Genomic DNA, 22,681 nt, shown 5'->3' on the forward strand with positions numbered 1-22,681 from the left:
GTTATAATACAAATAATTAAACAGACAGAAAAGAGGTAACAAAATGAAATCCATTTACATAACAGGCTTTATGGGAGCCGGAAAAACAACAATTGGGAGGATGCTAAGTGAGCAACTCCATATTCCAGTTGTAGATACAGATCAAAAAATTGAAGAGAAGCAAAGGAAGGAAATTCGCGATATTTTTGCAGAAGAAGGGGAAAATGCATTTCGTCAATATGAAAGTGAAATGCTGCGTTCGTTATTAACGAGTAATGTAATTATTACAACGGGTGGTGGCATCGTGGAACGCGCAGAGAATCGTCAGTGGATGAAAGAGAATGGAACCGTCGTGTATTTATATTGTGATCCATATGTTATTGCAGAGCGCCTTCGTGAAGATACGACACGTCCATTATTTCAAAAAGAAAATATTGAGGCGTTTGTGGAGAAGTTTGAGAACCGCCGGGCATATTATGAAGAAGCGGATATATATATTGATACGACAAATAAAAGTGTGGAAGAGATTATGGGGGAGCTACTGCGTAAGATTAATGCGTAAAAAAGTGGACATACTAATCAAGTAGAGGTGATGATATGTCTACTAATGATTATGTGCGTTTTATGACGCAACAATTTGTATCGTATATGGATGCTCCAAAAGAGGATCGAAAGCAAAAGAAAGAGCAGCGCCGTGCTGAAAAAGCGCCGTTTTTAAATAGATGGTTCGGTATGATGCCGCTTAGCGCTGCTTTGTTCTATCAAAACGTTAAGAAGAAACGAAAAAAATCAAGTTAATAAAAATTGGAATGATTTACCGCTAGTAATGATGCTAGGCGGTATAGTACAATTTTTGCGATGAGTGTATACTTGTCATCGATTCGACAGATAAACCTATAAAAATCCCCCTGTACACATATTGTACAGGGGGATTTTTATTATTTCTTGTGATAGTTTTTAACTTATTGTGTAGATTCTTTCTGTTCAGTTACTGAGTGTATTTTATTATTAACCCATACAAATCCTATCCCAATACATATGGAAATTCCCCAGCCAACAGCGGTCATGATTGCTCTCATTTCACCATATCCTTCTACACCAAAAACAGAAATGAAATAGATTTTTAAAAAGCTTTTTAAAATGAATTGGAGACCAAAAAATAGTGTTAAATATTGCAAGGCTGGATATATGCGTTTGTCACGGTAAAGAGCGCGGCTCTTATCTCGGTCATGTCCTTGCAAGGCTGCGATATCAGCTGCGAAATATAACATGAGTGGTTTTTTAATAAAGATTGTACAGATGACAATGCATCCGAGTACGATATGATAATATGCGTCATTCCATAGCATTCTCTCAGCAGAACCAGATAGTAAGTCTACTGTCGTGTTAGCAATAAGGGTAATAAGAATAAAGAACCCTGTAACGTTGAACTGCTTTTCTTTCTTAAAGCAGTACAGTGTATAAAGAATTCCCGGTACTGAGGAAATAAGCATTGCATAATAAGGATCAATATGTGTTTTTGCAAATTTCCAAATGAGAAAAGGGAAGACGAGATAAAATACAATATCGAATATAGCTTTCTTATTTTGATTCATTTTGTGCCTCCTTAGTTATAGATATATTTTACAATACAATTTCTGAATATTGTACAAGATTAATTGATAATTGCAATCAAATTAAAATTATTTTAATTTAGTGTTGACTTTAATTTGATAACTTATATATAATAAAAATTATAATCATTACAAATTAGAAATTAATCTCAATTAGCTTCGGGAGGATGAATATAGATATGACAAAACGTTTAGTAGGGAAACAAGCACCACGTTTCGAAATGAGTGCAGTAATGCCAAATAAAGAATTTAAAAATGTTAGTTTAGAAGAAAACATGAAAAATGATAAATGGACAGTATTATATTTCTATCCAATGGACTTCACTTTCGTTTGTCCAACAGAAATCATTGCACTATCTGATCGCTACGATGAGTTCGAAGATTTAGATGCGGAAGTAATCGGTGTTTCTACAGATACAGTACACACACATTTAGCATGGATTAACACAGATCGTACAAAGAATGGTTTAGGCGACTTACGTTACCCATTAGCAGCTGATACAAACCATGTTGTATCAAGCGAATACGGCGTGTTATTAGAAGATGAAGGAATCGCACTACGTGGATTATTCATCATTAGTCCAGAAGGCGAATTAATGTACCAAGTTGTACACCATAACAATATTGGACGTGAAGTAGACGAAGTATTACGTGTATTACAAGCATTGCAAACAGGCGGCCTTTGCCCAGCAAATTGGAAACCAGGACAAGAAACTTTATAATTTATAAGTCGTAGGAGGAATAGATAAAATGAAATTACGTGAACAAATGCCATCATTAGAAGGTGCAACAGAAATTTTAAACGACGCAGTAACGCGTGAAGATTTAATTGGAGATAAGCCGACATTAATTCACTTTTGGTCTGTAAGCTGTTACTTATGTAAAGAAGCGATGCCAGAAGTAAATGAATTACGTGACGAGTATGATGATCACTTAAACGTTGTAGCAGTTCATATGCCTCGCTCAGAAGAAGATTTAGACTTAGCAGTAATTGAAAAAATGGCAGAAAGCCACGATATCATTCAACCAATTTTAGTTGATAGTAAACATGCGATTACAGATGCATTTGAAAATAAATATGTTCCTGCTTACTACGTATTTGATAAAGAAGGAAAACTTCGTCATTTCCAAGCAGGCGGCAGCGGTATGCCAATGCTTCGCAAACGTCTTGAGCGTGTACTAAACGAAGCAAACGAAGCGTAAGTTATAGTTTAGTAGAAATAAAAAAGATTGCCTCTAGCATGGTAATCTTTTTTATTATATAATAATTAAAACGCTTTCATTTTTAAGAATTTGTTCACAAAATTGACGAAAAAATACATTATTCCTATCGTCATGTTGTTTTATAATGAAACTAATCATCTATACATGCATACAATATTGTGAAATAAATAACATAAATAATCTATATAAATGTAAACGTTATCAAAGAGAGAGGTGGAGACAATGAGTAAATTTTTCTTCAATCATAATCCAGCAACATTAGAGGACGGAAGGCTTGTAGAATATGCTGAAATTATTTATGGGGAAGGCGGCCGTTCTGTATTAGAAAATTTAATGGTGAAAGCATCTATCAGGTTGCGTGATCGTTATCCACATAAATCTGACGAACAGATCTCTCATCTCGTAAATCAAGGCTTACACGATATGTTTCAGAAATATGTGAAGGAATAAGAGGAGCGAAAAGCTTCTCTTATTTTATTGAATAAGGAATGCTTCTATAGCTGAAAATAAGGGGGGATTTAAAAGAGCAAGGAGTGAAAAAGATGAGTAATGGTGTAGGGCGTTCGAAGAAAAATCTTCCAACAGATGCAAACCATGTGAGTGCAAAAGATAGAGAATATCAAAAGCGAATGACAGAAAAGAAACAACAAGAACATAACGATGGTCGAAAGTATAATGGAAAAATATAAGAAAAGCTCCTTCTCATATGAAGGGGCTTTTCTTATGAAAAAAAATGATTAGCGGTTACATAAAAGAGCCCACCATTTATAATTTGCATTGTAATACGCGGTTCATATTGCTCTTGTAATGCTTGTTTTTCTATTTCGTAGCTTTCGGGGAGTTCCTCACTTTCTTCGTAAAATCGATTTAGAAGCGCTAAATCATGATTCCAGCGTACACGTGCTTCTTCAGCCCATGTATGATCATCAGCTGCAATGAGATTTTTTAATGCATCTTCTATCCGCTGTAATCCACTTTGCGGCTTAATAATGGGAGTAAGTGTAAAACTAAAATCTGGTATTTTTGGCGTGAGTCGAATTTTTGCTAGTGTTTCATGAAAATTTGTAATCATTGTTCCAGAAATAAGATGAATCCCGATGGAATGAAGCATATCTTTCTTTCGATCACATTGATAACATACTTTTACATTGACGCCAAGCCATGGATGAAGTGGTATATGAGTTGTACCACTTGAATTTACTTCTTCGAATAAACGTATGTAGGATCCCAGTTCTTTTGTTGTTTGGAAGATTTGATGCAGACGAGGAGAGCCATAGTGAATAGGCTCACCTTCTTCTTCATCATTCTCTGGATCCGTAATGAGAGTAAGTCGCATCGGATTTGGGATGCCACCCGTTTTCTCAAGGTAGTGCCAGTAAAAAGGGCGATTCATCAATAGTTTATCCATTTCAATTGTTAATTGTACATCTAGTAGATGCGGGGAACGCCCCAAAATTTCACAGTCATTTGCTTGGAAAAAATTCCATAAGTAATTATGAATTTCATGTTGCTGCATAGCCTTGCACCTCAGCTTCGTTTCTCTTCGCAAAGTCGATGATAGATGTTAAATTTTCCATCTTAATTCGAATCTCTCCTTCGCTCTTTGATCCTGCGAAAATCTCTTGAATATGTGCATCGATATTTTTCATATTAATTCTTGTTAAAATCTCATCAAGTTCACCGATGACTCGCTCAAATAAATTGATTTTTTCATATAGAAGTTTCAAAATATGTTCTTCAACTGTATGTTTCGTTGCTAAGTTATAAATATGAACATCATTTTTTTGGCCAAGCCTATGGATACGTCCAATTCGCTGTTCAAGCCGCATTGGATTCCAAGGTAAATCATAGTTAATCATATGGCTACAAAATTGTAAGTTAATCCCTTCACCGCCAGCTTCGGTTGCAATTAACACTTGCGCATGATTTTGGAAGAGCTCTTTCATCCAATCTTTTTTCCCTCGTTTAAACCCACCACGAAAAGGGACTGATGAAATACCGTGCTGTTTTAAAAACCATTGTAAATACATTTGTGTGGCTCTATATTCTGTAAAGATGACGACTTTATCATCAATTTCTTTTATAAGCTCCAGTGCTTGGTTTGCTTTTGTATTAAAAGGAATATGATTGATTTTATCCATTAAAACATCGATATATGGGTCTGGTATATAATTCTCATTTTCTTTTTGTCTTTTTTCTACATGCTTTTTGAGTGAATAATAAACTGCTTCACGGCTGCTACATACTTCTCGTTTCAAAGTTAATGATGAAAAGGCAGAGGTAAAAGCGTCTTGTCCTTTCCAATTTTCAATCGCATTGTATAGAGCCTGCTCTTCCTCATTAAAATCAACAAATATTGTCCGAACGTGCCTTTTCGGCCATTCGATACCTGTACCATTTCGCCGATTTCTTACCATCACTTTATTAATGAGTGCTTTTAAATCTTCATCTGACTCTGCTGAGCGATTTTTCGATGCATAATATTCTTCGAAGTTAGATTGATTGCCTAGATGTCCTGGTTTTAATAAGGAAACGAGATTAAAGATTTCATCAATTTTGTTTTGGACAGGTGTTGCGGTTAGTAATAAACAAAACTTCTTTTTAAGACGTTGTGCAAATTCATAGTTTTTTGTTTTATTATTTTTAAGTTTGTGTGCCTCATCAATAATGATGAGATCGTATTCCAAGTTTAAAACGATGTCACGATGCGGTGAACGCTTCGCTGTATCAATGGATGAAACGATAACGTCAGCTTGTTCCCACGAGTAGCTTTTTCTTTGGGCAACAGCAGAAATAAAAAACTTTGTGTTCAGTTCATATGCCCACTGTGAAACGAGGGAGGCTGGAACGAGTATAAGTACTTTTTTTACAAGACCGCGCACCATGTACTCTTTTAAAATAAGACCTGCTTCAATGGTTTTTCCAAGTCCAACTTCATCTGCTAGTATCGCTTTTCCATTCATTTGTTCAATAACAGTTTGTGCTACTTCTAATTGATGAGGAAGCGGTGTGAAATGCGATAAATGTTTAGGGGCTTGCAAACCATCAAATGTAGGGACAAGCAATGATTTTTCTGTTTTATAGGCTAAATCATATAGTTCCCAATTTGTCCAAGGGCCATCTTCATCAATTCGTTTTAAGAAATTATTTTGCCATGTCCGATCTACGGAAATATCGACATTCATTGAAACTCTCCCACCTTCTGTAAACTAAAACGCTTATTGTTACATCCCTCACCAAAAATCCTGATTTCTAACATTTTAAGGTGAAGTTGTTTTTGCAAGTATAAGGATGAAAAATTCTAAATTATTTTTTATGCTAGAATATTGATGAAATAGATCGAAAAATGTTAGGATAATGGTGTGAAATGTGTGGAATCTTTCGTATTTTATCCAAGAAAGTACTTTTTTATTTACGCTTTCATAAAAAAATACATTGAGATTCCGTATATCCCATCTTTTCTGAATGAAAAATGTTTAGATACGGGAAGCCAACTTTTATTGATTTGTCATAGACAGCATAAGGGGGAAAGAACATGATTACATTACAACGTACACCGCTATTTGATGTATACGCGAAGTATGGTGGAAAAACAATCGACTTTGGTGGTTGGGAATTACCAGTTCAATTTTCAAGCATTAAAGAAGAACATGAAGCTGTTCGTACAGCTGCAGGCCTGTTTGATGTGTCTCACATGGGGGAAGTAGAAGTAACAGGTACAGATAGTTTGGCATTTTTACAACGTGTTGTTACAAATGACGTTTCTACCTTAAAGGTAGGAGGCGCACAATATACAGCAATGTGTTACGAAAATGGTGGTACAGTAGATGATTTATTAATCTACAAACGTGGTGAAGAAGACTACTTATTAGTAATCAACGCATCGAATATCGAAAAAGATTACGAGTGGTTAGCAAGTCATGTCATTGGCAATACGAAAGTAGTCAATGTTTCTAGTGAAATTGCACAACTTGCAATTCAAGGTCCAAAAGCAGAAGGCATTTTACAAAAAGTTGTGTCAGAAGATTTAAAAGAAATTAAGTTCTTTAAATTTAAAAATGATGTTCTTGTAGATGGAACTCCTGCACTTGTATCTCGTACAGGTTACACAGGTGAAGACGGATTTGAAATTTACTGCAAGAGTGAAGATGCTCCAAAACTTTGGGAGAAACTTCTTGAAGTTGGAGCAGAAGACGGCTTAAAACCATGTGGTTTGGGAGCACGTGACACACTTCGTTTTGAAGCGACACTTCCACTTTATGGTCAAGAACTATCAAAAGATATTACACCAATTGAAGCTGGAATTGGTTTTGCAGTAAAAACAAATAAAGAGGCAGATTTCTTTGGAAAAGAAACATTAAAAGAATACAAAGAAAACGGTGCACCTCGTAAATTAGTCGGCATCGAAGTAATTGAACGCGGTATTCCTCGTACGCATTATCCTGTATATGTAGGCGAAGAAAAAATCGGGGAAGTTACAAGTGGTACACAATCTCCAACGTTAAAGAAAAGCATTGGTTTAGCATTAGTTGATGTAAAATACGCAGCAGTTGATACAGAAATAGAAATTGAGATTCGTAATAAACGCGTTAAAGCAGTAGTCGTTCCAACACCATTTTACAAACGTTCAAAGTAACGGGGAGAGGGGTAGATTTCATGTTGCATCGTTATCTTCCAATGACAGAAGAAGACAAAAAAGAAATGTTACAAACGATCGGCGTTCAAACGATCGATGAATTATTTTCTGATATTCCAGAAAGTGTTCGTTTCAAAGGGGATTTAAAGATTAAACAAGCAAAGTCAGAACCAGAGCTTTTAAAAGAACTGTCTGATATGGCTCGTAAAAATGCTAACTTAAAAGAATACGCTTCTTTCTTAGGAGCAGGTGTATACGATCATCACGCTCCAGTAATTGTTGATCATGTTATTTCTCGTTCAGAATTTTATACAGCTTATACGCCATACCAACCAGAAATTTCACAAGGGGAATTACAAGCGATTTTTGAATTCCAAACAATGATTTGTGAATTAACTGGAATGGATGTAGCAAACTCCTCTATGTATGACGGAGGTACAGCGTTAGCAGAAGCGGCAATGTTAGCAGCTGGTCATACGCGCAAAAAGAAAATTCTTGTTTCTAAAGCAGTTCATCCAGAATCAAGAGCAGTACTTGAAACATATGCAAAAGGTCAACATCTTGAAGTTGTTGAAATTGATCATAAAGATGGTGTAACAGATTTAGACGTATTACAAAGTGAAGTAGATGATACAGTCGCTTGCGTAATCGTTCAATATCCAAACTTCTTTGGACAGGTAGAAAGATTAGCTGATATTGAGAAAATTGCTCATCAGCAAAAATCATTATTTATCGTTTCTTCAAACCCATTATCATTAGGCGCTTTAACACCACCAGGTAAATTTGGTGCTGATATTGTAATTGGTGATGCACAACCATTTGGTATCCCAACACAGTTTGGTGGACCACACTGCGGTTATTTTGCAACAACGAAAGCATTTATGCGTAAAATCCCAGGACGTCTTGTCGGACAAACTGTGGATTCAGACGGCAAACGTGGCTTCGTATTAACATTGCAAGCTCGTGAACAACATATTCGTCGTGACAAAGCGACATCTAACATTTGTTCAAACCAAGCGTTAAATGCATTAGCAGCGTCTGTTGCAATGACAGCACTTGGAAGACAAGGTGTGAAAGAAATGGCACGTCAAAATATTTCTAAAGCGCAATATGCAAAACGCCAATTTGAGGGAAAAGGATTTATAGTAACATTTGCTGGACCATTCTTCAATGAATTTGTTGTAGATTGCAAACGTCCAGTACAAGAAGTAAATGATGCATTAGTACAAATGAATATTATCGGTGGTTACGACTTAGGCCGTGATTATAAAGAATTAACAAATCATATGCTTCTAGCAGTAACAGAACTTCGTACAAAAGAAGAAATTGACACACTTGTAAACGAAATGGGGGCTATCCAATGAAGAACCAAGATCAAGCACTTATTTTTGAAATGAGTAGAGAAGGACGCGTAGGATATAGCTTACCCCAATTAGATGTAGAAGAAGTGAAATTAGAAGATGTGTTTGAGAGCGATTATATCCGTACTGAAGATGCAGAGCTTCCAGAAGTATCTGAACTTGATATTATGCGCCATTACACAGCACTTTCAAACCGTAACCACGGCGTTGATTCTGGATTTTATCCATTAGGATCTTGTACGATGAAGTACAATCCAAAAATCAATGAAAACGTGGCTCGTTTCTCAGGCTTTGCACACATTCATCCGCTTCAAGATGAAAAAACAGTGCAAGGTGCAATGGAATTAATGTACGACTTACAAGAACATTTAATCGAAATTACAGGTATGGATACTGTTACACTTCAACCAGCAGCTGGTGCGCATGGGGAATGGACAGGATTAATGTTAATCCGTGCATATCATGAAGCAAACGGTGATTATAACCGTACAAAAGTTATCGTTCCTGACTCTGCGCACGGAACAAACCCAGCATCTGCAACAGTAGCAGGTTTTGAAACAATTACAGTAAAATCAAATGAACACGGTCTTGTTGACTTAGAAGATTTAAAACGTGTTGTGAACGAAGAAACAGCAGCACTTATGTTAACAAATCCAAATACACTTGGTTTATTTGAAGAGAATATTTTAGAGATGGCAGAAATCGTTCATAATGCAGGCGGTAAATTGTATTATGATGGTGCAAACTTAAATGCGGTATTAAGCCAAGCACGTCCTGGAGATATGGGATTTGACGTTGTGCATTTAAATCTTCATAAAACATTTACAGGTCCGCATGGCGGCGGTGGCCCAGGTTCTGGTCCAGTAGGTGTAAAAGCTGATTTAATTCCATTTTTACCAAAACCAATTTTAGAGAAAACAGAAAATGGTTATCACTTTAACTACGATCGTCCACAAGCAATTGGACGCGTGAAACCATTCTATGGAAACTTTGGTATCAACGTTCGTGCTTATACGTATATTCGTTCTATGGGTCCAGATGGACTACGTGCAGTAACAGAATATGCTGTATTAAATGCAAACTATATGATGAGAAGATTAGCGCCGTTCTATGATCTTCCATTTGATAGACATTGTAAGCATGAATTTGTATTATCAGGTCGTCGTCAAAAGAAACTTGGTGTACGTACACTAGACATCGCAAAACGTCTGCTTGATTTTGGTTACCATCCACCAACAATTTACTTCCCATTAAATGTGGAAGAATGTATTATGATTGAACCAACAGAAACAGAGTCAAAAGAAACATTAGACGGTTTCATCGATAAGATGATTCAAATCGCAAAAGAAGCAGAAGAAAATCCAGAAGTTGTACAAGAAGCACCACATACGACGGTAATTAAACGTCTAGACGAAACAATGGCTGCACGTAAACCGATTTTACGTTATCAAAAGCCAGCTCCTGTACAAGTTTGAGTAAATGTAAAATGAAAAGAACTCGCTATATGCGGGTTCTTTTTTTGTGGAGAAATTGTGCAGAGATTATGAAAATAATGTGAAGAATTTTTGTATTTCATGTAACAGTGTGGAAGAAAGTTGTTTTTTAAGCTTTTTTGTTGAAAAAGTAGGTTTGATAAAATTGTGTATTTTTGTTAGAATTTTATTGAAATTAAGAAGGTGTAATGAGGAGAATAACTCATTTTTACGTATATGTGAAAAAACGAACAATTTGGGGTGAAGGAATGGGCTATAAGTGTTATAGGATGGTGTATCATTTAGAAAACGGTAAACAAATTAAAGATATAAAGGAATTTTGTTATCGAGATTATGGAAAAATGTTAGAGTGTGTAGCACATCGGGTAATGGATAACGAAGAAGTGACAGCGATTGATAAACAAGGAACAATTATTTCAATAGCTTGTGATGACATTGTAAAGGTAGAACTTGATTACATAAAAGAAAGTTAGCCTTGAGTCATATCGAATTATTCGATAAAATATACTGTTGAATGGTGAAGTGAGAAGAGAGAAGTGAGAAGAGAGGAGTTTATCATGGGTAGTACAAGACACTTTTATATGTTTATTTTGGCATTTGTACTTGTTGTAGCATTAACGGTATATTTAATTGTTGATAGCAGCTGGTACAATGCAGTGCATCCAGCATTTCTTATTTTCATGTATGTAGGAATCGCGGTTGTTAGTTTTGGGATGAGAGATGAAATGCTAGATCGCTTTGAGAAGTGATACATATATGGAAGACCAACAGGGAAATGTTGGTCTTTTTTTCTTGCCAAAAATAGGACGATGTGTATATACTGTGTATATAAGGTATATACAGTATATATACAGTGGAGGAAAACATGAATATTATTATTTCAAATTCTTCCCCAGACCCTATTTATGAACAAATTAGTAAGCAATTGAGGCAGCTTATTTTAAATGGAGGTCTTAAGGGTGGAGATCGATTGCCGTCTATCCGTAGCTTAGCGAAAGAACTACAGATTAGTGTGATTACGACGAAACGTGCGTATGAAGAGCTTGAAAAAGAAGGGTATATTGAAACCATTGCTGGAAAAGGGACATATGTTTCCATGCAAAATAACGAGCTCTTGCGAGAACAACGATTGCGCTTGTTAGAAAGTAAAGCGGAAGAAATTGTGAATGAAAGTAAGTTTTTGCAGCTTTCACTTGAAGAGTTGCAAAAAATGATTGCGTTTTCATATAAGGGGGAATAAGTGACATGTTAGAGTTAAAAAACGTTTGTAAAAATTATAAAGATTTTTCAGTGAAAAATATAAGTTTTACATTGCCACGTGGGTATATTATGGGGTTTGTTGGGCCAAATGGTGCTGGGAAAAGTACGACCATAAAAATGATCATGAACTTAGTAAGACGAAATAGCGGTGATATTACCATTTTTGGCAAGGATAATAAAAAAGCTGAAAAAGAAATTAAGCAAAACATTGGATTTGTATATGACGAAAATCATTACTATGAAGAGTTAACGTGTGAACAAATGAAACGAATTATCGCACCGTTATATAAAAAATGGGATGAAGAAAAATATCAATGGTATATGGACCGATTACAAGTACCAAAAAATAAGAGGATTAAGCAGTTATCGAAAGGAATGAAAATGAAATTTGCGATTACGATGGCTTTATCGCATCATGCAGAGCTCATTATTATGGATGAACCGACATCAGGTTTAGATCCAGTTGTCCGTAGTGAACTGCTCGATATGTTGCAAGAAATTGTGATGGAAGAAGAAGTAGCGGTATTATTCTCGACACATATTACAACGGACTTAGAGCGTATTGCTGATTATATTACATTTATTCACGAAGGTGAGATTGTTTTTACGGGAGAAAAAGACGCAATATTAGAAAAATATGTACTGGTAAAAGGTAGTAATGACTTATTAGATCCTGAAGGAAAAGAACTCTTTATCGGATTACGCAAAAATAAATTTGGTTTTGAAGGATTGGTGAAAGATAAGCAAGCAATTGAAGATTGGTTTGGAAACGAAGTTGTATTAGAAAAACCGACTTTAGATGACATCGTTGTGTATACGGCGAAGGGGAGGAGTGTTTATGCGTCAACTCGTATATAAGGATTTGCTCTTTTTTACAAAATGTGTATTACCGTTAAACTTTATGAAAAACGTGATCTATAAAAAGGAGAATCTATATGCAGCAGTTAATTTGGAAAGAATTTTTCTTACAGAGAAAGATATGGCCATTGTATAGTTTAATTCCTATTTATTCCTTATTGAGGAATCCTACCGAACCATTAGGAATTGCAATAGGTTGTTTTTTTACATGCGGTATGATTCTATTCATTTCTTTATATTTTGAAGATAAAAGCAAGGTAGAAAAGGTGCTAGCGAGTTTACCGGTGACGAGAAGGGACATCGTTATAGCCAAATACATATCAAACGTGTTTTTTATTATACTGGGGTTGGCTCTAACATATATGATAGCGATATTAGTAAATAGTCTTTTGAATCAGAATGTGCATATCCCGGGATATGTAATATTTTCAGCTGGGATAACGGCGATTATTTATAGTCTAGTAGCACTCCCTATCCAATATATGGGTGATTATTCGGCTGTTAGTATATTGAATATTATTATCATATTTCCGCTTGTCGGAATTATTGGTTTTATGTGTAATGTTCTCGGTGATAAAGCGATTATGCTAAAAGTTTTTCATTCTGAGAATCTTATAGTAGTTATGGGGACAATTGGTATTGGGGTGTTAGTGATATATATGGTATCTGTAGTTTTTTCAATCCAAATGTTTCGAGAAAAAGAGTTATAAGAGCAGTGGTTTGTGCGCTAGGAGGGGGGAGAAGTATGCAACAACTAATCATGAAAGATTTTATTGTGCAAAGGAAAATGCTCATTTGGTATATAATCTATCCTTTTTTATTCTATATGGCGACGCGAGATAACCATAGTACATTCACACTTACGACAGTTATTATTCCTGTTATATTGATGATGAGAACTTTTTATAGTGATGAAAAAAATCAAAGCGAAAAGATGTTTAATAGTTTACCGATATCTAGAAAACAAATGATATTGGCAAAGTATATGTTTGCGCTGATTATTTTAATGACCAGTGTTATCATTGCTTACTTTACAGTAGGTATTCAGTTAAGAAATGAGACAGTGGATTTTATAGAAACGACGGTTGTAACTAGTATGAGCCTCAGTTTTATTGTTTTTAGTTTGATTTTACCAATTTACTTTCTGTTAGGCTATCAGAAAACGTTTATGATAGCTTGTTTTCTATTAATCGCACCTATATTTATTTTAGAAGTTTTCTTTAAAGTAAATATAGAGCAATTGAATTTACATAGTGGGTTCTTATGCATGGGGGCAACTTGCATGTTGGTTTTCTCAATGTTGGCTTGTGTGAAATTATATGAGCGAATGGACATATAGCAGGAAAAAAGGTGTCTCATCACAAGACACCTTTTTCAATAGGGAAAATAACACAGGAGTAACTTATAAACAGAAACGGTGCTCGGCATCTCTTTTGGTGCATGTAATATAAGGCTGAAACATATAACAAAGAAAAGAAATAAGAAAAATAACAATAGGATATGTTTATGTATGGAATTTTGCATATAATCAGCTCCTTGTTGATATTATGTCCGGTTGGATTGGAAATATTATTAGATTTTAAAGAAATTAGGGGGAGATGTAATGATGAGAAAACGGACGCCAATAGGAAGAATATTAATTGGAATTGGATTGATTTTGTTTTCTTTAGGTCTTATGATGCTGAATTTTTACTCGGATATTAACTTATTTAAAAGCTCGAATAAGGGTATTGGGACTGGCGTTTTTATTCTTGGAATACTATGTCTTATTGCATCCAATTTCTTTAGGTTGCCAAGCAACGCGAATCATTAAGTATAAAAAAGACAGTTACTTCTTTTCAGAAGAACTGTCTTTTTTGGTTATTTTATTCCAAAGTTTAGCGATACTCCAAATGATAATAATCATGATGGAAGCGATAATTGACCAAACAATGGATACAACTTCAAGTGCCATGTTGGGAAGGAATGTAAGAATAGAAATTCCTTTATGGAATAACCATTCGATAAAATGAAAGCTCATTTGTAGTAGGAGCACAATTCCAATTATAATTCCAGTTACAATTTGTTTCCCTTTTTCTTTCCACATGACATTCACCTCACGTTAGCTCATTAATTTTAAGCCAACTGCACCGCATAAAATGCAGCTTAAAAAGGCAAGGCGACGCCAATCAGCTGATTCACGGAAGATAAGAATACCTAGAAGCGCACTTCCAGCAGTTCCAATTCCAGTCCAAATCGCGTAAGCTGTTCCCATCGGTAATGAGTCCATTGCAAGTGATAAGAAGAAGAAGCTTACGGCAAAGTTAGCGATTAAAATAAGCTTAGGTGCCCAGCCTTTCTTTTCGGTGGCTACTTTCATAAACAGTACACCAACAATTTCACAAATACCAGCAATAATTAAAAATACCCATGCCATTTTATGCGACCTCCTTCTCTTCTTGTTCACCCGTTACTCGTTTTAATCCAATAACGCCAAAGAAGATTAAACCAATAAATAAGATTTTTACAATTGAAAATGGTTCTCCGAAAATAAAGATTTCTGTAAGAACGATTCCGCCAGCTCCGATTCCTGTAAACACAGCATATACAGTTCCTACAGGCAAATCTTTATAAGCTTTAAATAATAGGACGAAACTAATTGCGATTAAGAGAGCAACACCAACCCATTCAAGTGGAGTAGTTGCGTGCTTTAGTCCAATCACCCAAAAAATTTCAATGATGCCAGCTAAAATTACATAAATCCATGCCATATATTATTTCTCCTTCCTACCAGTCGTTAGGCGAAGGGCTGAAAAACGACGCATTGCTATTTGCAATCCGTCATTGTGAAAGCCCTCGCCAAAACACTTTCCAAGAAGCACTTAAACGGGTCTCAAAGCGATTTAAGCCTGCGTACAATAGTTCAACCATCAGACCGTCAAGTAAGCATAAATAAGCCTCTAAAGCGTCTTGTATTTCAAGGTTATGCAGTTCACCTTGTTCATTTGCTCGTTTGAATACAGGAAATAAAAGTTCTCTGATGTTTTCAATGTGAGCATTTGATTTTTTAATAATTTGTTCGCGAAATGCATCAGGCGGAAAATAGGAAGTGCGTAACCAAAACATCGATTCTTCACTTTCACCAAATCGTTTTGCGTAACCTTTTAACAAGTTTACAAGTAATGCTTCAGTAGATGACTTTGAAAATTTTTTTATATCGTCTGTAAAGCATTGTAAATCTTTTTGAAGTGCAGCTTCTAAGCAGATGAAGTATAATTCTTCTTTTCCCTTAAAGTGTGCGTAAATCGATGGTTTTTTAATCCCGACTTCCTGTGCAATATTTGCTAACGAAGTCCCTTCGTAGCTATAGCGTGCGAAATGAGAAAGTGCTACAGCTTTAATGCGGTTTGCTGTCATTTACATCCCCTACCTACCGTTCGTTAGGGTAATTGTAATAAATAATCAAAATAAAGTCAATAAGTCAGATGTTGAAAAGGAGTGCCAAATTCAGCAGGCACTCTTTACACAGTTTTTCGTTCGACTAAACGGAAAGGGAGTTCTTTGGAGTTCCCGATGATTTGTTCACCAAGTATTTGCTTATGAAATAAAGAAAAAGCAAGAGCTCCCATTGTTAATCCGGGGTGCTCAATCGTTGTAATTTCTAATGCCTCCGAAATCTCATGGTTATCAAAACCGAGAATCGCTAAATCTTCTGGAACGCGTATGCCGTTTTTTCTTGCTTCTGTTAATAAACCAGCGGCTACTTGGTCATTAGCAGTAAAAATAGCAGTTGGACGCTCTTTCATGTTTAACATGCTGTGTAAAGCTTTTGCACCATCTTGCATCGTGTAGCATTGGTAAAACATCCAATCTGGTTGAAGTCTTTTTTTGGCAGTATGGAGAGCATCAGAGAAGGCCTTTTCACGCTGCTTTGTATTTACACTTTTTTGTCTTGCTAAACAAACGCCAATTCGCTCATGTCCTTTGCTTAGTAAATATTCCGTACCAATGCGAAACCCTTCATAATGATCAACATAGACGGAGGAAATAAGGGGATGCTTCATTTTTTCGCATGAGGTGATAGGAGCAAATTTTGCGAATGGTTCAATATGCTCCCAAGAGCTTGTTCGGGAGCATATAATCATGCCATCAAATTGTTTCATCTTCATCATTTCAAGAACTCGAATTTCTTCGATACTATCGTAATTCGTTTGACATAAATTAATGTGATATCCAGCGGCTAGGGCTTCGTTTCCGATTCCCTCAAGAATCGTGCTGAAGTAAGGTAAGTTGATAAAAGGAAGCATGACACCGATTGTAAATGTTTTTCCTTTTATTAAATGAACTGCATTTATGTTTTTTGCATAATTTAATTCTTCAATAGCATTTAAAACGCGTTTTCGTTTTTCATCGCTTACATATGGATGATCGTTTAATACGCGTGAAACGGTCGTTATGGATACTCCCGCAATTTTCGCAATTTGTTTTATATTTGCCATATGTTTCACCTCTCATTTCATTATAAGTGGAAATGGACAGGAATGGAACATTACTAAAAAACGCTTGACCTGAAAAGCTTTTCATAATCTATTTTATAAACAAAGCTTTTCACTATTCGCGTAACCTTGCGTTAGGGCGTAAGGGTAGTGAAAAGTTTTTTTGTCTAAAAAGATACGACATGTCAAAATGTGAGAGATAAACGAGGAAAGTTTTCAAAGGGAGAGTGAACAAGTGAAGCGAATATGAACAACATATTAACGCTTTGTCAGTAAAGAGAGCGGTATGAAGGGCGGAAACAAAGTGAAAAAAAGAATCATTTGTTTCGTGTTTTCTAGTATTTTGCTTAGCTCATGTTCATTCCAACAGACAGTGAAAGAAGAAAAACAATTTGTAGGAAATGCGGATGGAGCTGTAGATCGTGTATCTGGTCCTGTTTCGTTAAAGAATGCAAAAAAATATTTTCCGGAATCATTTAAAGCTCCGACGTATTTACCGTACGATGTTATGAACGATGTAAAGGGAGAAGTAAGAACAATTGGGACGAAGAACGCTGTCTTGACGATAAAATATAGACAACAAGAAAAAGGAAGAAAAGATTATGTAGAATTAACTGTTGCTAATTTTTCCTACAGTTTTCCTTATATTGTGGAACGAAATCGATTTCATGAAAAAATGAAATTGGATAATGGCTCAGCTGCCTATTTTAAAAATAGGGATGAGGGTGAACAGGGGGAAGAATTTGCGACGCTCATATGGAAAGAGAAGGGGTTAGAGTACCAATTGCTATATCGCAATGTAGAATCAAGAAATGAAAAAGTAGTAAAACAAAACTTATTGTATATTGCGAACAATATGGAAGAAAAGAACTAGCCGATGAGTCATGCTAGTTCTTTTCAATATTATTTCTTTTTAATTTTTCCTGTCCAAGATTTAAATCCGCCTTGTAGTTGGTAGAAATCTTTGTAACCTTGTTTTTTTAGATATTGAGCTGCACGTCCTGTACGGAATCCACTTTGGCAGTATAAATAAACAGGTTGGTCTTTACGTAGTTCTTTGTAACGCATACGGATTTGTGATAATGGAATGTTACGAGCACCTAAAATATGACCAGCGTTAAATTCATCTGCTTCACGAATATCGATAAGCTGTGCCTTACGGTAGCCAGCGCGAAATTCTTCTTCTGAAAGTGTTTTAATTAGTCTCTTCTGATAGAAAAACATCCATACAGAGTAGCCGATGAATGCTAGAACTGCGGCTAGTATAATAATTAAGTTTGTTGACACGATTCTATCGCTCCCTTTTTTCTTATCCTACTTTCAATATTATAATGCCCATATGTATTTATGCAACAGGTTCGTTTGGTAAGAAGAAGAAATTTCGTATTCTTTCACAAATTTTGTCGAATTTGTTAGACTAGAGATTGTGAAAAATAATTGGTTATATGAGGTGCAGGATGGGAAAAGAAAAATGGTGTTATATTAACTCTGGTCAATGTTCACCAGCATTTAATATGGCGTTAGATGAATGTTTATTAAATTGGCAAAGCGAAAAGAAAATGCCGCCAACGATTCGTTTTTATGAATGGGAAGTGCCAACATTAACAGTGGGGTATTTTCAACGTGTAGAAAAAGATATTAATATGGATGTAGTAAATGAAAAGAAATATGGTTTTGTTCGCCGTCAAACAGGTGGTAGGGGTGTATTGCATGATAAGGAATTAACGTACAGTGTTATCGTTTCTGAGGATCATCCGAATATGCCGAAAACAGTTACGGAAGCATACCGAGTAATTTCGCAAGGGTTATTAGACGGGTTTAAGGCGTTAGGATTAGAAGCTTACTATGCGGTTCCAAAAACGGAAGCAGACCGTGAGAATTTAAAAAATCCACGCTCAGGCGTATGTTTCGATGCTCCATCTTGGTATGAAATTGTTGTAGAAGGCCGAAAAATTGCTGGAAGTGCACAAACACGTCAAAAAGGTGTTATCCTGCAGCATGGATCTATTCCGCTAGAAATCGATTTAGATGAGCTGTATGATTTATTCTTATTCCCAAATGAGCGAGTGAAAGAGCGTATGAAGAGCATGTTTTCTTCTAAAGCGGTCGCAATCAATGAATTAACAGATCGTACGTTTACAATTGAACAGTTGATTGAAGCGTTCCAAGTTGGATTTGAAAAAGGGTTAGATGTGGAGCTAGTTCCGTATGAACTAACAGAAGAACAGCTTCAGGAAGTGCAAACATTAGCGAAAGAAAAGTACGAAAGTGATGAGTGGAATTATAAAAAATAAGGAGATGGCATTTGCCATCTCCTTATTTTCTTTATAATAAATTAAGTACTTTTTCTACTTTAATTCCTTTGTCTTGTAAAGAACGAAGACGATTTACAACATCCATAATTTCTTTATCAAAAGTCACGCTAATACCTTGGCTTTGTAATTCTTCTTTTAAGTTCTCAATAGAATCATCTATGTCGATGCCAAGCTCGTAATCTTGACATACTTCGATTGTCTTTTTCACAAGCTTCACATAATTCTCTTGTAGTTTAGAATTTGCTTCAGTTGAAGCCACTTGTTTTGGTTTGGTAGGCATAGCCGTAACCGTTTCTTGCTTTGTAACTGGAGTGGGTACTGCTTTTTTTACAGGAGCTGGAGTAGGTGCCGCTACAACTGTCTCTGAACGTACTGGCTTTGGCGCTGGTGCCGAAGTAGGTTTAGGGGTTACAACCGGTTCTTCAACACGTGTAACAGGTTTTGGAGCCGCTGTGACTACTTTAGGTGCCTTTTCTGCCACTACTTCTTTTGGGGGAGCAGTTTCTACAGGTGTTACCTCCTGTTCAGCAGCTTCTTTATTTTCTTTACTCCACATAACGCGTTCAATTTCTAGGGAAACATTGTTTTTGTTCATTGCTGTTAATGTAACTTTACCAACTTCAGCGTTACCTGTGAAATCGACAATCTTATAAATCACACTTTTGTTCCAATCTACGTTTCCGCTCAAAAATAATTCTTCGTTACATTTTGGCGTTAAGCCCTCGATTTTAATTTCTGCGTTTACACCGTTTTCACTATATACCATAATTAGCGAAGCATTTACATCTTCATCTGCTAACATTAGTTCACGTACCATTTTGCCGGTGCGTACTTGCGTTTTCTTCTTAAGTGACATCAAATTTCCCCTCTCAAAAATTCAGTAATAATAAAAAAATCGTATAACGAAAAATAATTGCTCACGAAGAAATATGATACCGATAATAAAAGCATCACGTCAACAATTAACTTTAATTATTTTGCATTTTTCTTATTTTCTTTATGAAATTTTTCAATTTGTAAAATTAGACAGAAGAAAAACAGCCTTTTGGGAGGCTGTTAAAATCTAGAGGTTTTATGTAAAATTTTGTATAAAATGTAAAAGGAAATTGTAATAAGAGCACCTTGCCAAACTGTTAAGTTATAGGATAAATAAGGTTTTGTTTCAAAATAAATGTTTGAAACAAATGATAATCCAAGTGGTATACAAGCTGATAATATGAGTATAATTTTTTGCTTCCAAGACGCTAATATTGTGAAAGAATATCGTCTTAATACGGAAAAAGTTAAAAAAGTACCAGTGGTTAAAATAATAGCTGACAATATTGTGCCTAGGATACTAAATGGAATCCCTGGTTTATTTGCATGATTAAAAAATACATGCGTAAATGTATCATATCCAAATTGGATAGCTAACAATAAACTAACTACAAAGCCAATAACTGCACCTTTTTCGAAAGTAGTTTGGTGCTCAGAGGAATTAATTAATTCATCGCAATACGCTTTTAAATCTTCTCCGAAAATATCGTAAGCATTTTTTCCATCTTTTTGAGCGTCTAAAAGGTGGTCTAATATTTCTAATAATAGATCTTCCATTTGTTTTTGTGGAGTGCTCGTAAACCGTAAATATATAAGCATATCGCCATAAATATTTTCGTTTTCGGGGGTTAGAAGCCTGCGTTTTTTATTGTTTAGCTCAACCATGTCTTTTGCGTTCAATTTTCTCACTCCCTGTATAATTAAAAGTTTACGCGTCTATAAAAAAACTTATAAAAAAGATACAAAATGATGGCAAGGAATGCCCCAATCCAAGGGGAAAGTTGATACTTTATAAATGGACGGTCTATAAAAAATAAAGAAATGACAATGAGTATGAACCATAGACTTTGTTGGAAAATGAATCTCGTTATGCGCTTCCAATTACCCATATGGTTATTGAATAAATCCCCTTTGATAAAGTCAAATACAAAACGGATAGCAAGGTGTATAGCGATAATGATTACAAATACATATATGAAATTTATCTGTACAAATTGAAAGCGTTTGTTGTCAGAGAAAAAGGGTAAAATAATAGCCGCAAGAGAATTAATAGCGAAAAATATAGCGAGTAAATAACTACTCATAAAGGCTGGTGTGGCTATTTTCTGCCATATATTTTGTTTTGGAAGTGCAGTGATTATTTCATCACAGTAAGCTTGTAAGTCATTTCCGAAAATATCATAAGCATTTTTCTTTTCTTCTTGTGCATCAAGCAAGTGATCTAAAATCTCTAATAGCAGTTCTTCTACTTGCTGTTCTGGGATATTAGCTAATCGAATGTAAACGAGCATATCCCCGTAAGTCGCTTTATTTTCCTCTGTCAATAATTTGCGTTTTTTATTATTCAGCTCAATTAAATCTTTCGCTTTCATCGATCTCACTCTCCCTGCAATAAATTATTTACCGTTGTCGAAACTATCCCCCAGCTCTTCTTAAACTCTTCTAGCTGTTCGAACCCTTTATCGGTTACATGATAATATTTTCGCTTTGGTCCAAGGCTAGAAGCTTTTAATGTGCCAGCAATGAGTTTTTCTTTTTGCATTCGTAGCAAAAGAGGATAGATACTACCTTCACTTACGAATGTAAAGCCATGTTGGTTTAATTTCGTACTCAGTTCATATCCATACACTTCTTCTTGCGAAATGATATATAGAATACATCCTTCGAGCACACCTTTTAACATTTGACTATGCAATTGCGTCACCGCCTTCAAGTAACTTGTTGTGCAAGGTAGTTGTTATCTGAATTATAACATTCGGTAACTTGCAACACAAGTTACTGGAGCGGAAAACTTTAAATAGTGTTGTTATCGTTCGTCTGCTCATACTAGAAGCAGGGAGGGAATTCGTATGAAGCCATTTATGCCAAAGCTTGTTTATTTTGAACCAGGGGCAATCCAATATCCACTTGGAAAAAAGTTGCATGAGAAGTTTGCAAAGATGGGTCTAGAAATTCGAGAAACAACATCACATAATCAAATTCGCGATTTACCTGGAGATAATGATTTGCAGAAATATCGTAATGCGAAAACGACACTTGTTGTTGGTGTGAGACGGGTATCGTGAATTATTTGAACGACTTTCTGATGCGTTAAAAGATTTAGCCCTACTAAATTTATCATTCGAATTGATTCAACATCGCTTTACTAGGCCGGCGAAAAAGGTAATACAACAACGTTATCCCAATACGAAACTCGAAATGGATGAGGAGAAACGAAAATATAAATGGGGACGATATGGCATCGGAAAATATGTATATCAGAAAGATGATGCAGTGAGGTTAGAGGAAACGATAAGAAGATATATTGCCGAATATTTTCCGAATACTGAAATTCAATATTTCACATAAAAGAATCTGTATATACATACAGATTCTTTTTATGTTTCATAGCTTTTGGTCTGTTTCCGCCCTTGTCATGATACCCTTTCTGG

31 protein-coding genes and 1 pseudogene are annotated in these 22,681 nt (G+C 35.6%); 19 read left to right on the forward strand and 13 right to left on the reverse strand.

Annotated elements, in window-relative coordinates:
* Positions 1-43: 43 nt before the first annotated feature.
* Positions 44-541, forward strand: a complete 498-nt coding sequence (locus ACM6HU_RS07330; protein ID WP_003200427.1) for a shikimate kinase — start codon at positions 44-46, stop codon at positions 539-541.
* A gap of 35 nt (positions 542-576) precedes the next feature.
* A complete protein-coding gene (locus tag ACM6HU_RS07335; RefSeq protein ID WP_016116311.1) occupies positions 577-777 on the forward strand; it encodes a YqzE family protein in 201 nt (66 codons plus the stop codon).
* A gap of 164 nt (positions 778-941) precedes the next feature.
* On the opposite strand, the gene ACM6HU_RS07340 is transcribed toward ACM6HU_RS07335, so the two are convergent.
* Complete coding sequence (locus ACM6HU_RS07340) at positions 942-1,574, reverse strand: VC0807 family protein (RefSeq protein ID WP_016116310.1); 633 nt, start codon at positions 1,572-1,574, stop codon at positions 942-944.
* A gap of 197 nt (positions 1,575-1,771) precedes the next feature.
* Between ACM6HU_RS07340 and ACM6HU_RS07345 the strand changes: the two genes are divergently transcribed.
* From ACM6HU_RS07345 to ACM6HU_RS07360, 4 genes are all read left to right on the forward strand, one after another.
* Positions 1,772-2,314, forward strand: a complete 543-nt coding sequence (locus ACM6HU_RS07345; protein WP_016116309.1) for a peroxiredoxin — start codon at positions 1,772-1,774, stop codon at positions 2,312-2,314.
* A 28-nt stretch (positions 2,315-2,342) separates the two neighbouring features.
* Positions 2,343-2,795 carry a TlpA disulfide reductase family protein gene (locus ACM6HU_RS07350; protein WP_016116308.1) on the forward strand — a complete coding sequence of 151 codons (453 nt, stop codon included), beginning with the start codon at positions 2,343-2,345 and terminating at the stop codon, positions 2,793-2,795.
* 243 nt (positions 2,796-3,038) lie between these two features.
* Entirely contained in the window at positions 3,039-3,266 is a 228-nt protein-coding gene (locus ACM6HU_RS07355) for a hypothetical protein (protein WP_016116307.1), read from the forward strand.
* A 92-nt stretch (positions 3,267-3,358) separates the two neighbouring features.
* Positions 3,359-3,505, forward strand: coding sequence for a hypothetical protein (locus ACM6HU_RS07360; RefSeq protein ID WP_016116306.1), 147 nt, complete (start codon positions 3,359-3,361; stop codon positions 3,503-3,505).
* Between the two features lie 32 nt (positions 3,506-3,537).
* Here the strand turns inward: ACM6HU_RS07360 and ACM6HU_RS07365 are convergent, their stop codons facing one another.
* Complete coding sequence (locus ACM6HU_RS07365) at positions 3,538-4,332, reverse strand: YqhG family protein (RefSeq protein ID WP_016116305.1); 795 nt, start codon at positions 4,330-4,332, stop codon at positions 3,538-3,540.
* Positions 4,319-6,001, reverse strand: a complete 1,683-nt coding sequence (locus ACM6HU_RS07370; protein ID WP_016116304.1) for a DEAD/DEAH box helicase — start codon at positions 5,999-6,001, stop codon at positions 4,319-4,321. The genes ACM6HU_RS07365 and ACM6HU_RS07370 overlap by 14 nt, the downstream gene beginning before the upstream one ends.
* Positions 6,002-6,351: 350 nt before the next feature.
* On the opposite strand from ACM6HU_RS07370, the gene gcvT reads away from it, so the two are divergent.
* The 10 genes from gcvT (at position 6,352) to ACM6HU_RS07420 (ending at position 14,237) form a co-directional block, all read left to right on the forward strand.
* Positions 6,352-7,452 carry a glycine cleavage system aminomethyltransferase GcvT gene (gene gcvT, locus ACM6HU_RS07375; RefSeq protein WP_016116303.1) on the forward strand — a complete coding sequence of 367 codons (1,101 nt, stop codon included), beginning with the start codon at positions 6,352-6,354 and terminating at the stop codon, positions 7,450-7,452.
* A 20-nt stretch (positions 7,453-7,472) separates the two neighbouring features.
* On the forward strand, positions 7,473-8,816 hold the full coding sequence (gene gcvPA, locus ACM6HU_RS07380) for an aminomethyl-transferring glycine dehydrogenase subunit 1 (RefSeq protein WP_016116302.1): 1,344 nt from the start codon (positions 7,473-7,475) through the stop codon (positions 8,814-8,816).
* The gene (gcvPB, locus tag ACM6HU_RS07385; RefSeq protein WP_016116301.1) at positions 8,813-10,288 is read left to right on the forward strand and encodes an aminomethyl-transferring glycine dehydrogenase subunit 2; all 1,476 of its coding nucleotides are present in this window, start codon (positions 8,813-8,815) and stop codon (positions 10,286-10,288) included. The genes gcvPA and gcvPB overlap by 4 nt, the downstream gene beginning before the upstream one ends.
* Positions 10,289-10,554: 266 nt before the next feature.
* Entirely contained in the window at positions 10,555-10,779 is a 225-nt protein-coding gene (locus ACM6HU_RS07390; protein ID WP_033671500.1) for a DUF3929 family protein, read from the forward strand.
* 84 nt (positions 10,780-10,863) lie between these two features.
* Positions 10,864-11,055: a hypothetical protein gene (locus ACM6HU_RS07395; protein WP_016116299.1), complete on the forward strand. Its 192-nt coding sequence runs from the start codon at positions 10,864-10,866 to the stop codon at positions 11,053-11,055.
* Between the two features lie 116 nt (positions 11,056-11,171).
* A complete protein-coding gene (locus ACM6HU_RS07400; RefSeq protein WP_414848096.1) occupies positions 11,172-11,546 on the forward strand; it encodes a GntR family transcriptional regulator in 375 nt (124 codons plus the stop codon).
* A 5-nt stretch (positions 11,547-11,551) separates the two neighbouring features.
* Complete coding sequence (locus ACM6HU_RS07405) at positions 11,552-12,424, forward strand: ABC transporter ATP-binding protein (RefSeq protein ID WP_016116297.1); 873 nt, start codon at positions 11,552-11,554, stop codon at positions 12,422-12,424.
* A gap of 77 nt (positions 12,425-12,501) precedes the next feature.
* Positions 12,502-13,134 carry an ABC-2 transporter permease gene (locus tag ACM6HU_RS07410; RefSeq protein WP_016116295.1) on the forward strand — a complete coding sequence of 211 codons (633 nt, stop codon included), beginning with the start codon at positions 12,502-12,504 and terminating at the stop codon, positions 13,132-13,134.
* Positions 13,135-13,169: 35 nt separating this feature from the next.
* Positions 13,170-13,763: an ABC-2 transporter permease gene (locus ACM6HU_RS07415; RefSeq protein WP_016116294.1), complete on the forward strand. Its 594-nt coding sequence runs from the start codon at positions 13,170-13,172 to the stop codon at positions 13,761-13,763.
* 264 nt (positions 13,764-14,027) lie between these two features.
* Complete coding sequence (locus tag ACM6HU_RS07420; RefSeq protein WP_016116293.1) at positions 14,028-14,237, forward strand: hypothetical protein; 210 nt, start codon at positions 14,028-14,030, stop codon at positions 14,235-14,237.
* 15 nt (positions 14,238-14,252) lie between these two features.
* Here the strand turns inward: ACM6HU_RS07420 and ACM6HU_RS07425 are convergent, their stop codons facing one another.
* From ACM6HU_RS07425 to ACM6HU_RS07445, 5 genes are all read right to left on the reverse strand, one after another.
* The gene (locus tag ACM6HU_RS07425) at positions 14,253-14,510 is read right to left on the reverse strand and encodes a DUF3975 family protein (RefSeq protein ID WP_003200291.1); all 258 of its coding nucleotides are present in this window, start codon (positions 14,508-14,510) and stop codon (positions 14,253-14,255) included.
* Between the two features lie 15 nt (positions 14,511-14,525).
* The gene (locus ACM6HU_RS07430) at positions 14,526-14,840 is read right to left on the reverse strand and encodes a DMT family transporter (protein WP_016116292.1); all 315 of its coding nucleotides are present in this window, start codon (positions 14,838-14,840) and stop codon (positions 14,526-14,528) included.
* A 1-nt stretch (position 14,841) separates the two neighbouring features.
* Positions 14,842-15,174, reverse strand: coding sequence for a DMT family transporter (locus ACM6HU_RS07435; protein ID WP_016116291.1), 333 nt, complete (start codon positions 15,172-15,174; stop codon positions 14,842-14,844).
* A gap of 70 nt (positions 15,175-15,244) precedes the next feature.
* Positions 15,245-15,820 (reverse strand): TetR/AcrR family transcriptional regulator, encoded by a 576-nt coding sequence (locus tag ACM6HU_RS07440; protein WP_016116290.1) that lies wholly within the window; start codon positions 15,818-15,820, stop codon positions 15,245-15,247.
* Positions 15,821-15,924: 104 nt separating this feature from the next.
* Positions 15,925-16,902: a LacI family DNA-binding transcriptional regulator gene (locus tag ACM6HU_RS07445; protein WP_016116289.1), complete on the reverse strand. Its 978-nt coding sequence runs from the start codon at positions 16,900-16,902 to the stop codon at positions 15,925-15,927.
* A 283-nt stretch (positions 16,903-17,185) separates the two neighbouring features.
* On the opposite strand from ACM6HU_RS07445, the gene ACM6HU_RS07450 reads away from it, so the two are divergent.
* Complete coding sequence (locus ACM6HU_RS07450) at positions 17,186-17,773, forward strand: hypothetical protein (protein WP_016133251.1); 588 nt, start codon at positions 17,186-17,188, stop codon at positions 17,771-17,773.
* Between the two features lie 29 nt (positions 17,774-17,802).
* Here ACM6HU_RS07450 and ACM6HU_RS07455 read toward each other — a convergent pair whose 3' ends face one another.
* A complete protein-coding gene (locus ACM6HU_RS07455) occupies positions 17,803-18,186 on the reverse strand; it encodes a rhodanese-like domain-containing protein (protein ID WP_016116287.1) in 384 nt (127 codons plus the stop codon).
* Positions 18,187-18,356: 170 nt separating this feature from the next.
* Between ACM6HU_RS07455 and ACM6HU_RS07460 the strand changes: the two genes are divergently transcribed.
* Positions 18,357-19,193, forward strand: a complete 837-nt coding sequence (locus ACM6HU_RS07460; RefSeq protein ID WP_016116286.1) for a biotin/lipoate A/B protein ligase family protein — start codon at positions 18,357-18,359, stop codon at positions 19,191-19,193.
* Between the two features lie 31 nt (positions 19,194-19,224).
* On the opposite strand, the gene ACM6HU_RS07465 is transcribed toward ACM6HU_RS07460, so the two are convergent.
* The 4 genes from ACM6HU_RS07465 to ACM6HU_RS07480 form a co-directional block, all read right to left on the reverse strand.
* Entirely contained in the window at positions 19,225-20,070 is an 846-nt protein-coding gene (locus ACM6HU_RS07465; protein ID WP_016116285.1) for a hypothetical protein, read from the reverse strand.
* Between the two features lie 200 nt (positions 20,071-20,270).
* Positions 20,271-20,930: a hypothetical protein gene (locus ACM6HU_RS07470; protein ID WP_016116284.1), complete on the reverse strand. Its 660-nt coding sequence runs from the start codon at positions 20,928-20,930 to the stop codon at positions 20,271-20,273.
* A gap of 20 nt (positions 20,931-20,950) precedes the next feature.
* Positions 20,951-21,622, reverse strand: coding sequence for a DUF1129 family protein (locus ACM6HU_RS07475; protein WP_016116283.1), 672 nt, complete (start codon positions 21,620-21,622; stop codon positions 20,951-20,953).
* A gap of 5 nt (positions 21,623-21,627) precedes the next feature.
* A complete protein-coding gene (locus ACM6HU_RS07480) occupies positions 21,628-21,945 on the reverse strand; it encodes a PadR family transcriptional regulator (protein WP_016116282.1) in 318 nt (105 codons plus the stop codon).
* Positions 21,946-22,099: 154 nt separating this feature from the next.
* Between ACM6HU_RS07480 and ACM6HU_RS07485 the strand changes: the two are divergent.
* Positions 22,100-22,598: pseudogene (locus ACM6HU_RS07485) on the forward strand (spore photoproduct lyase family protein).
* Positions 22,599-22,681 lie beyond the last annotated feature (83 nt).

Origin of the sequence: Bacillus sp. IT-79MI2 (assembly GCF_949768135.1) — a bacterium.
In the GTDB taxonomy this organism is placed as follows: domain Bacteria; phylum Bacillota; class Bacilli; order Bacillales; family Bacillaceae_G; genus Bacillus_A; species Bacillus_A pseudomycoides.

Bases quoted from the DNA above. Each gene is read 5' to 3' on its own strand.
- ACM6HU_RS07345 (WP_016116309.1), top strand. From the start codon at position 1,772: ATGACAAAACGTTTAGTAGGGAAACAAGCACCACGTTTCGAAATGAGT.
- ACM6HU_RS07430 (WP_016116292.1), bottom strand. From the start codon at position 14,840: ATGGCATGGGTATTTTTAATTATTGCTGGTATTTGTGAAATTGTTGGT.
- ACM6HU_RS07370 (WP_016116304.1), bottom strand. From the start codon at position 6,001: ATGAATGTCGATATTTCCGTAGATCGGACATGGCAAAATAATTTCTTA.
- ACM6HU_RS07330 (WP_003200427.1), top strand. From the start codon at position 44: ATGAAATCCATTTACATAACAGGCTTTATGGGAGCCGGAAAAACAACA.
- ACM6HU_RS07390 (WP_033671500.1), top strand. From the start codon at position 10,555: ATGGGCTATAAGTGTTATAGGATGGTGTATCATTTAGAAAACGGTAAA.
- ACM6HU_RS07410 (WP_016116295.1), top strand. From the start codon at position 12,502: ATGCAGCAGTTAATTTGGAAAGAATTTTTCTTACAGAGAAAGATATGG.
- ACM6HU_RS07400 (WP_414848096.1), top strand. From the start codon at position 11,172: ATGAATATTATTATTTCAAATTCTTCCCCAGACCCTATTTATGAACAA.
- ACM6HU_RS07405 (WP_016116297.1), top strand. From the start codon at position 11,552: ATGTTAGAGTTAAAAAACGTTTGTAAAAATTATAAAGATTTTTCAGTG.
- ACM6HU_RS07340 (WP_016116310.1), bottom strand. From the start codon at position 1,574: ATGAATCAAAATAAGAAAGCTATATTCGATATTGTATTTTATCTCGTC.
- ACM6HU_RS07440 (WP_016116290.1), bottom strand. From the start codon at position 15,820: ATGACAGCAAACCGCATTAAAGCTGTAGCACTTTCTCATTTCGCACGC.
- ACM6HU_RS07355 (WP_016116307.1), top strand. From the start codon at position 3,039: ATGAGTAAATTTTTCTTCAATCATAATCCAGCAACATTAGAGGACGGA.
- ACM6HU_RS07395 (WP_016116299.1), top strand. From the start codon at position 10,864: ATGGGTAGTACAAGACACTTTTATATGTTTATTTTGGCATTTGTACTT.
- ACM6HU_RS07350 (WP_016116308.1), top strand. From the start codon at position 2,343: ATGAAATTACGTGAACAAATGCCATCATTAGAAGGTGCAACAGAAATT.
- ACM6HU_RS07465 (WP_016116285.1), bottom strand. From the start codon at position 20,070: ATGTCACTTAAGAAGAAAACGCAAGTACGCACCGGCAAAATGGTACGT.
- ACM6HU_RS07450 (WP_016133251.1), top strand. From the start codon at position 17,186: ATGAAGGGCGGAAACAAAGTGAAAAAAAGAATCATTTGTTTCGTGTTT.
- ACM6HU_RS07460 (WP_016116286.1), top strand. From the start codon at position 18,357: ATGGGAAAAGAAAAATGGTGTTATATTAACTCTGGTCAATGTTCACCA.
- ACM6HU_RS07425 (WP_003200291.1), bottom strand. From the start codon at position 14,510: ATGTGGAAAGAAAAAGGGAAACAAATTGTAACTGGAATTATAATTGGA.
- ACM6HU_RS07420 (WP_016116293.1), top strand. From the start codon at position 14,028: ATGATGAGAAAACGGACGCCAATAGGAAGAATATTAATTGGAATTGGA.
- ACM6HU_RS07365 (WP_016116305.1), bottom strand. From the start codon at position 4,332: ATGCAGCAACATGAAATTCATAATTACTTATGGAATTTTTTCCAAGCA.
- gcvT (WP_016116303.1), top strand. From the start codon at position 6,352: ATGATTACATTACAACGTACACCGCTATTTGATGTATACGCGAAGTAT.
- gcvPA (WP_016116302.1), top strand. From the start codon at position 7,473: ATGTTGCATCGTTATCTTCCAATGACAGAAGAAGACAAAAAAGAAATG.
- ACM6HU_RS07445 (WP_016116289.1), bottom strand. From the start codon at position 16,902: ATGGCAAATATAAAACAAATTGCGAAAATTGCGGGAGTATCCATAACG.
- ACM6HU_RS07415 (WP_016116294.1), top strand. From the start codon at position 13,170: ATGCAACAACTAATCATGAAAGATTTTATTGTGCAAAGGAAAATGCTC.
- ACM6HU_RS07360 (WP_016116306.1), top strand. From the start codon at position 3,359: ATGAGTAATGGTGTAGGGCGTTCGAAGAAAAATCTTCCAACAGATGCA.
- ACM6HU_RS07475 (WP_016116283.1), bottom strand. From the start codon at position 21,622: ATGAAAGCGAAAGATTTAATTGAGCTGAATAATAAAAAACGCAAATTA.
- ACM6HU_RS07335 (WP_016116311.1), top strand. From the start codon at position 577: ATGTCTACTAATGATTATGTGCGTTTTATGACGCAACAATTTGTATCG.
- gcvPB (WP_016116301.1), top strand. From the start codon at position 8,813: ATGAAGAACCAAGATCAAGCACTTATTTTTGAAATGAGTAGAGAAGGA.
- ACM6HU_RS07435 (WP_016116291.1), bottom strand. From the start codon at position 15,174: ATGGCATGGATTTATGTAATTTTAGCTGGCATCATTGAAATTTTTTGG.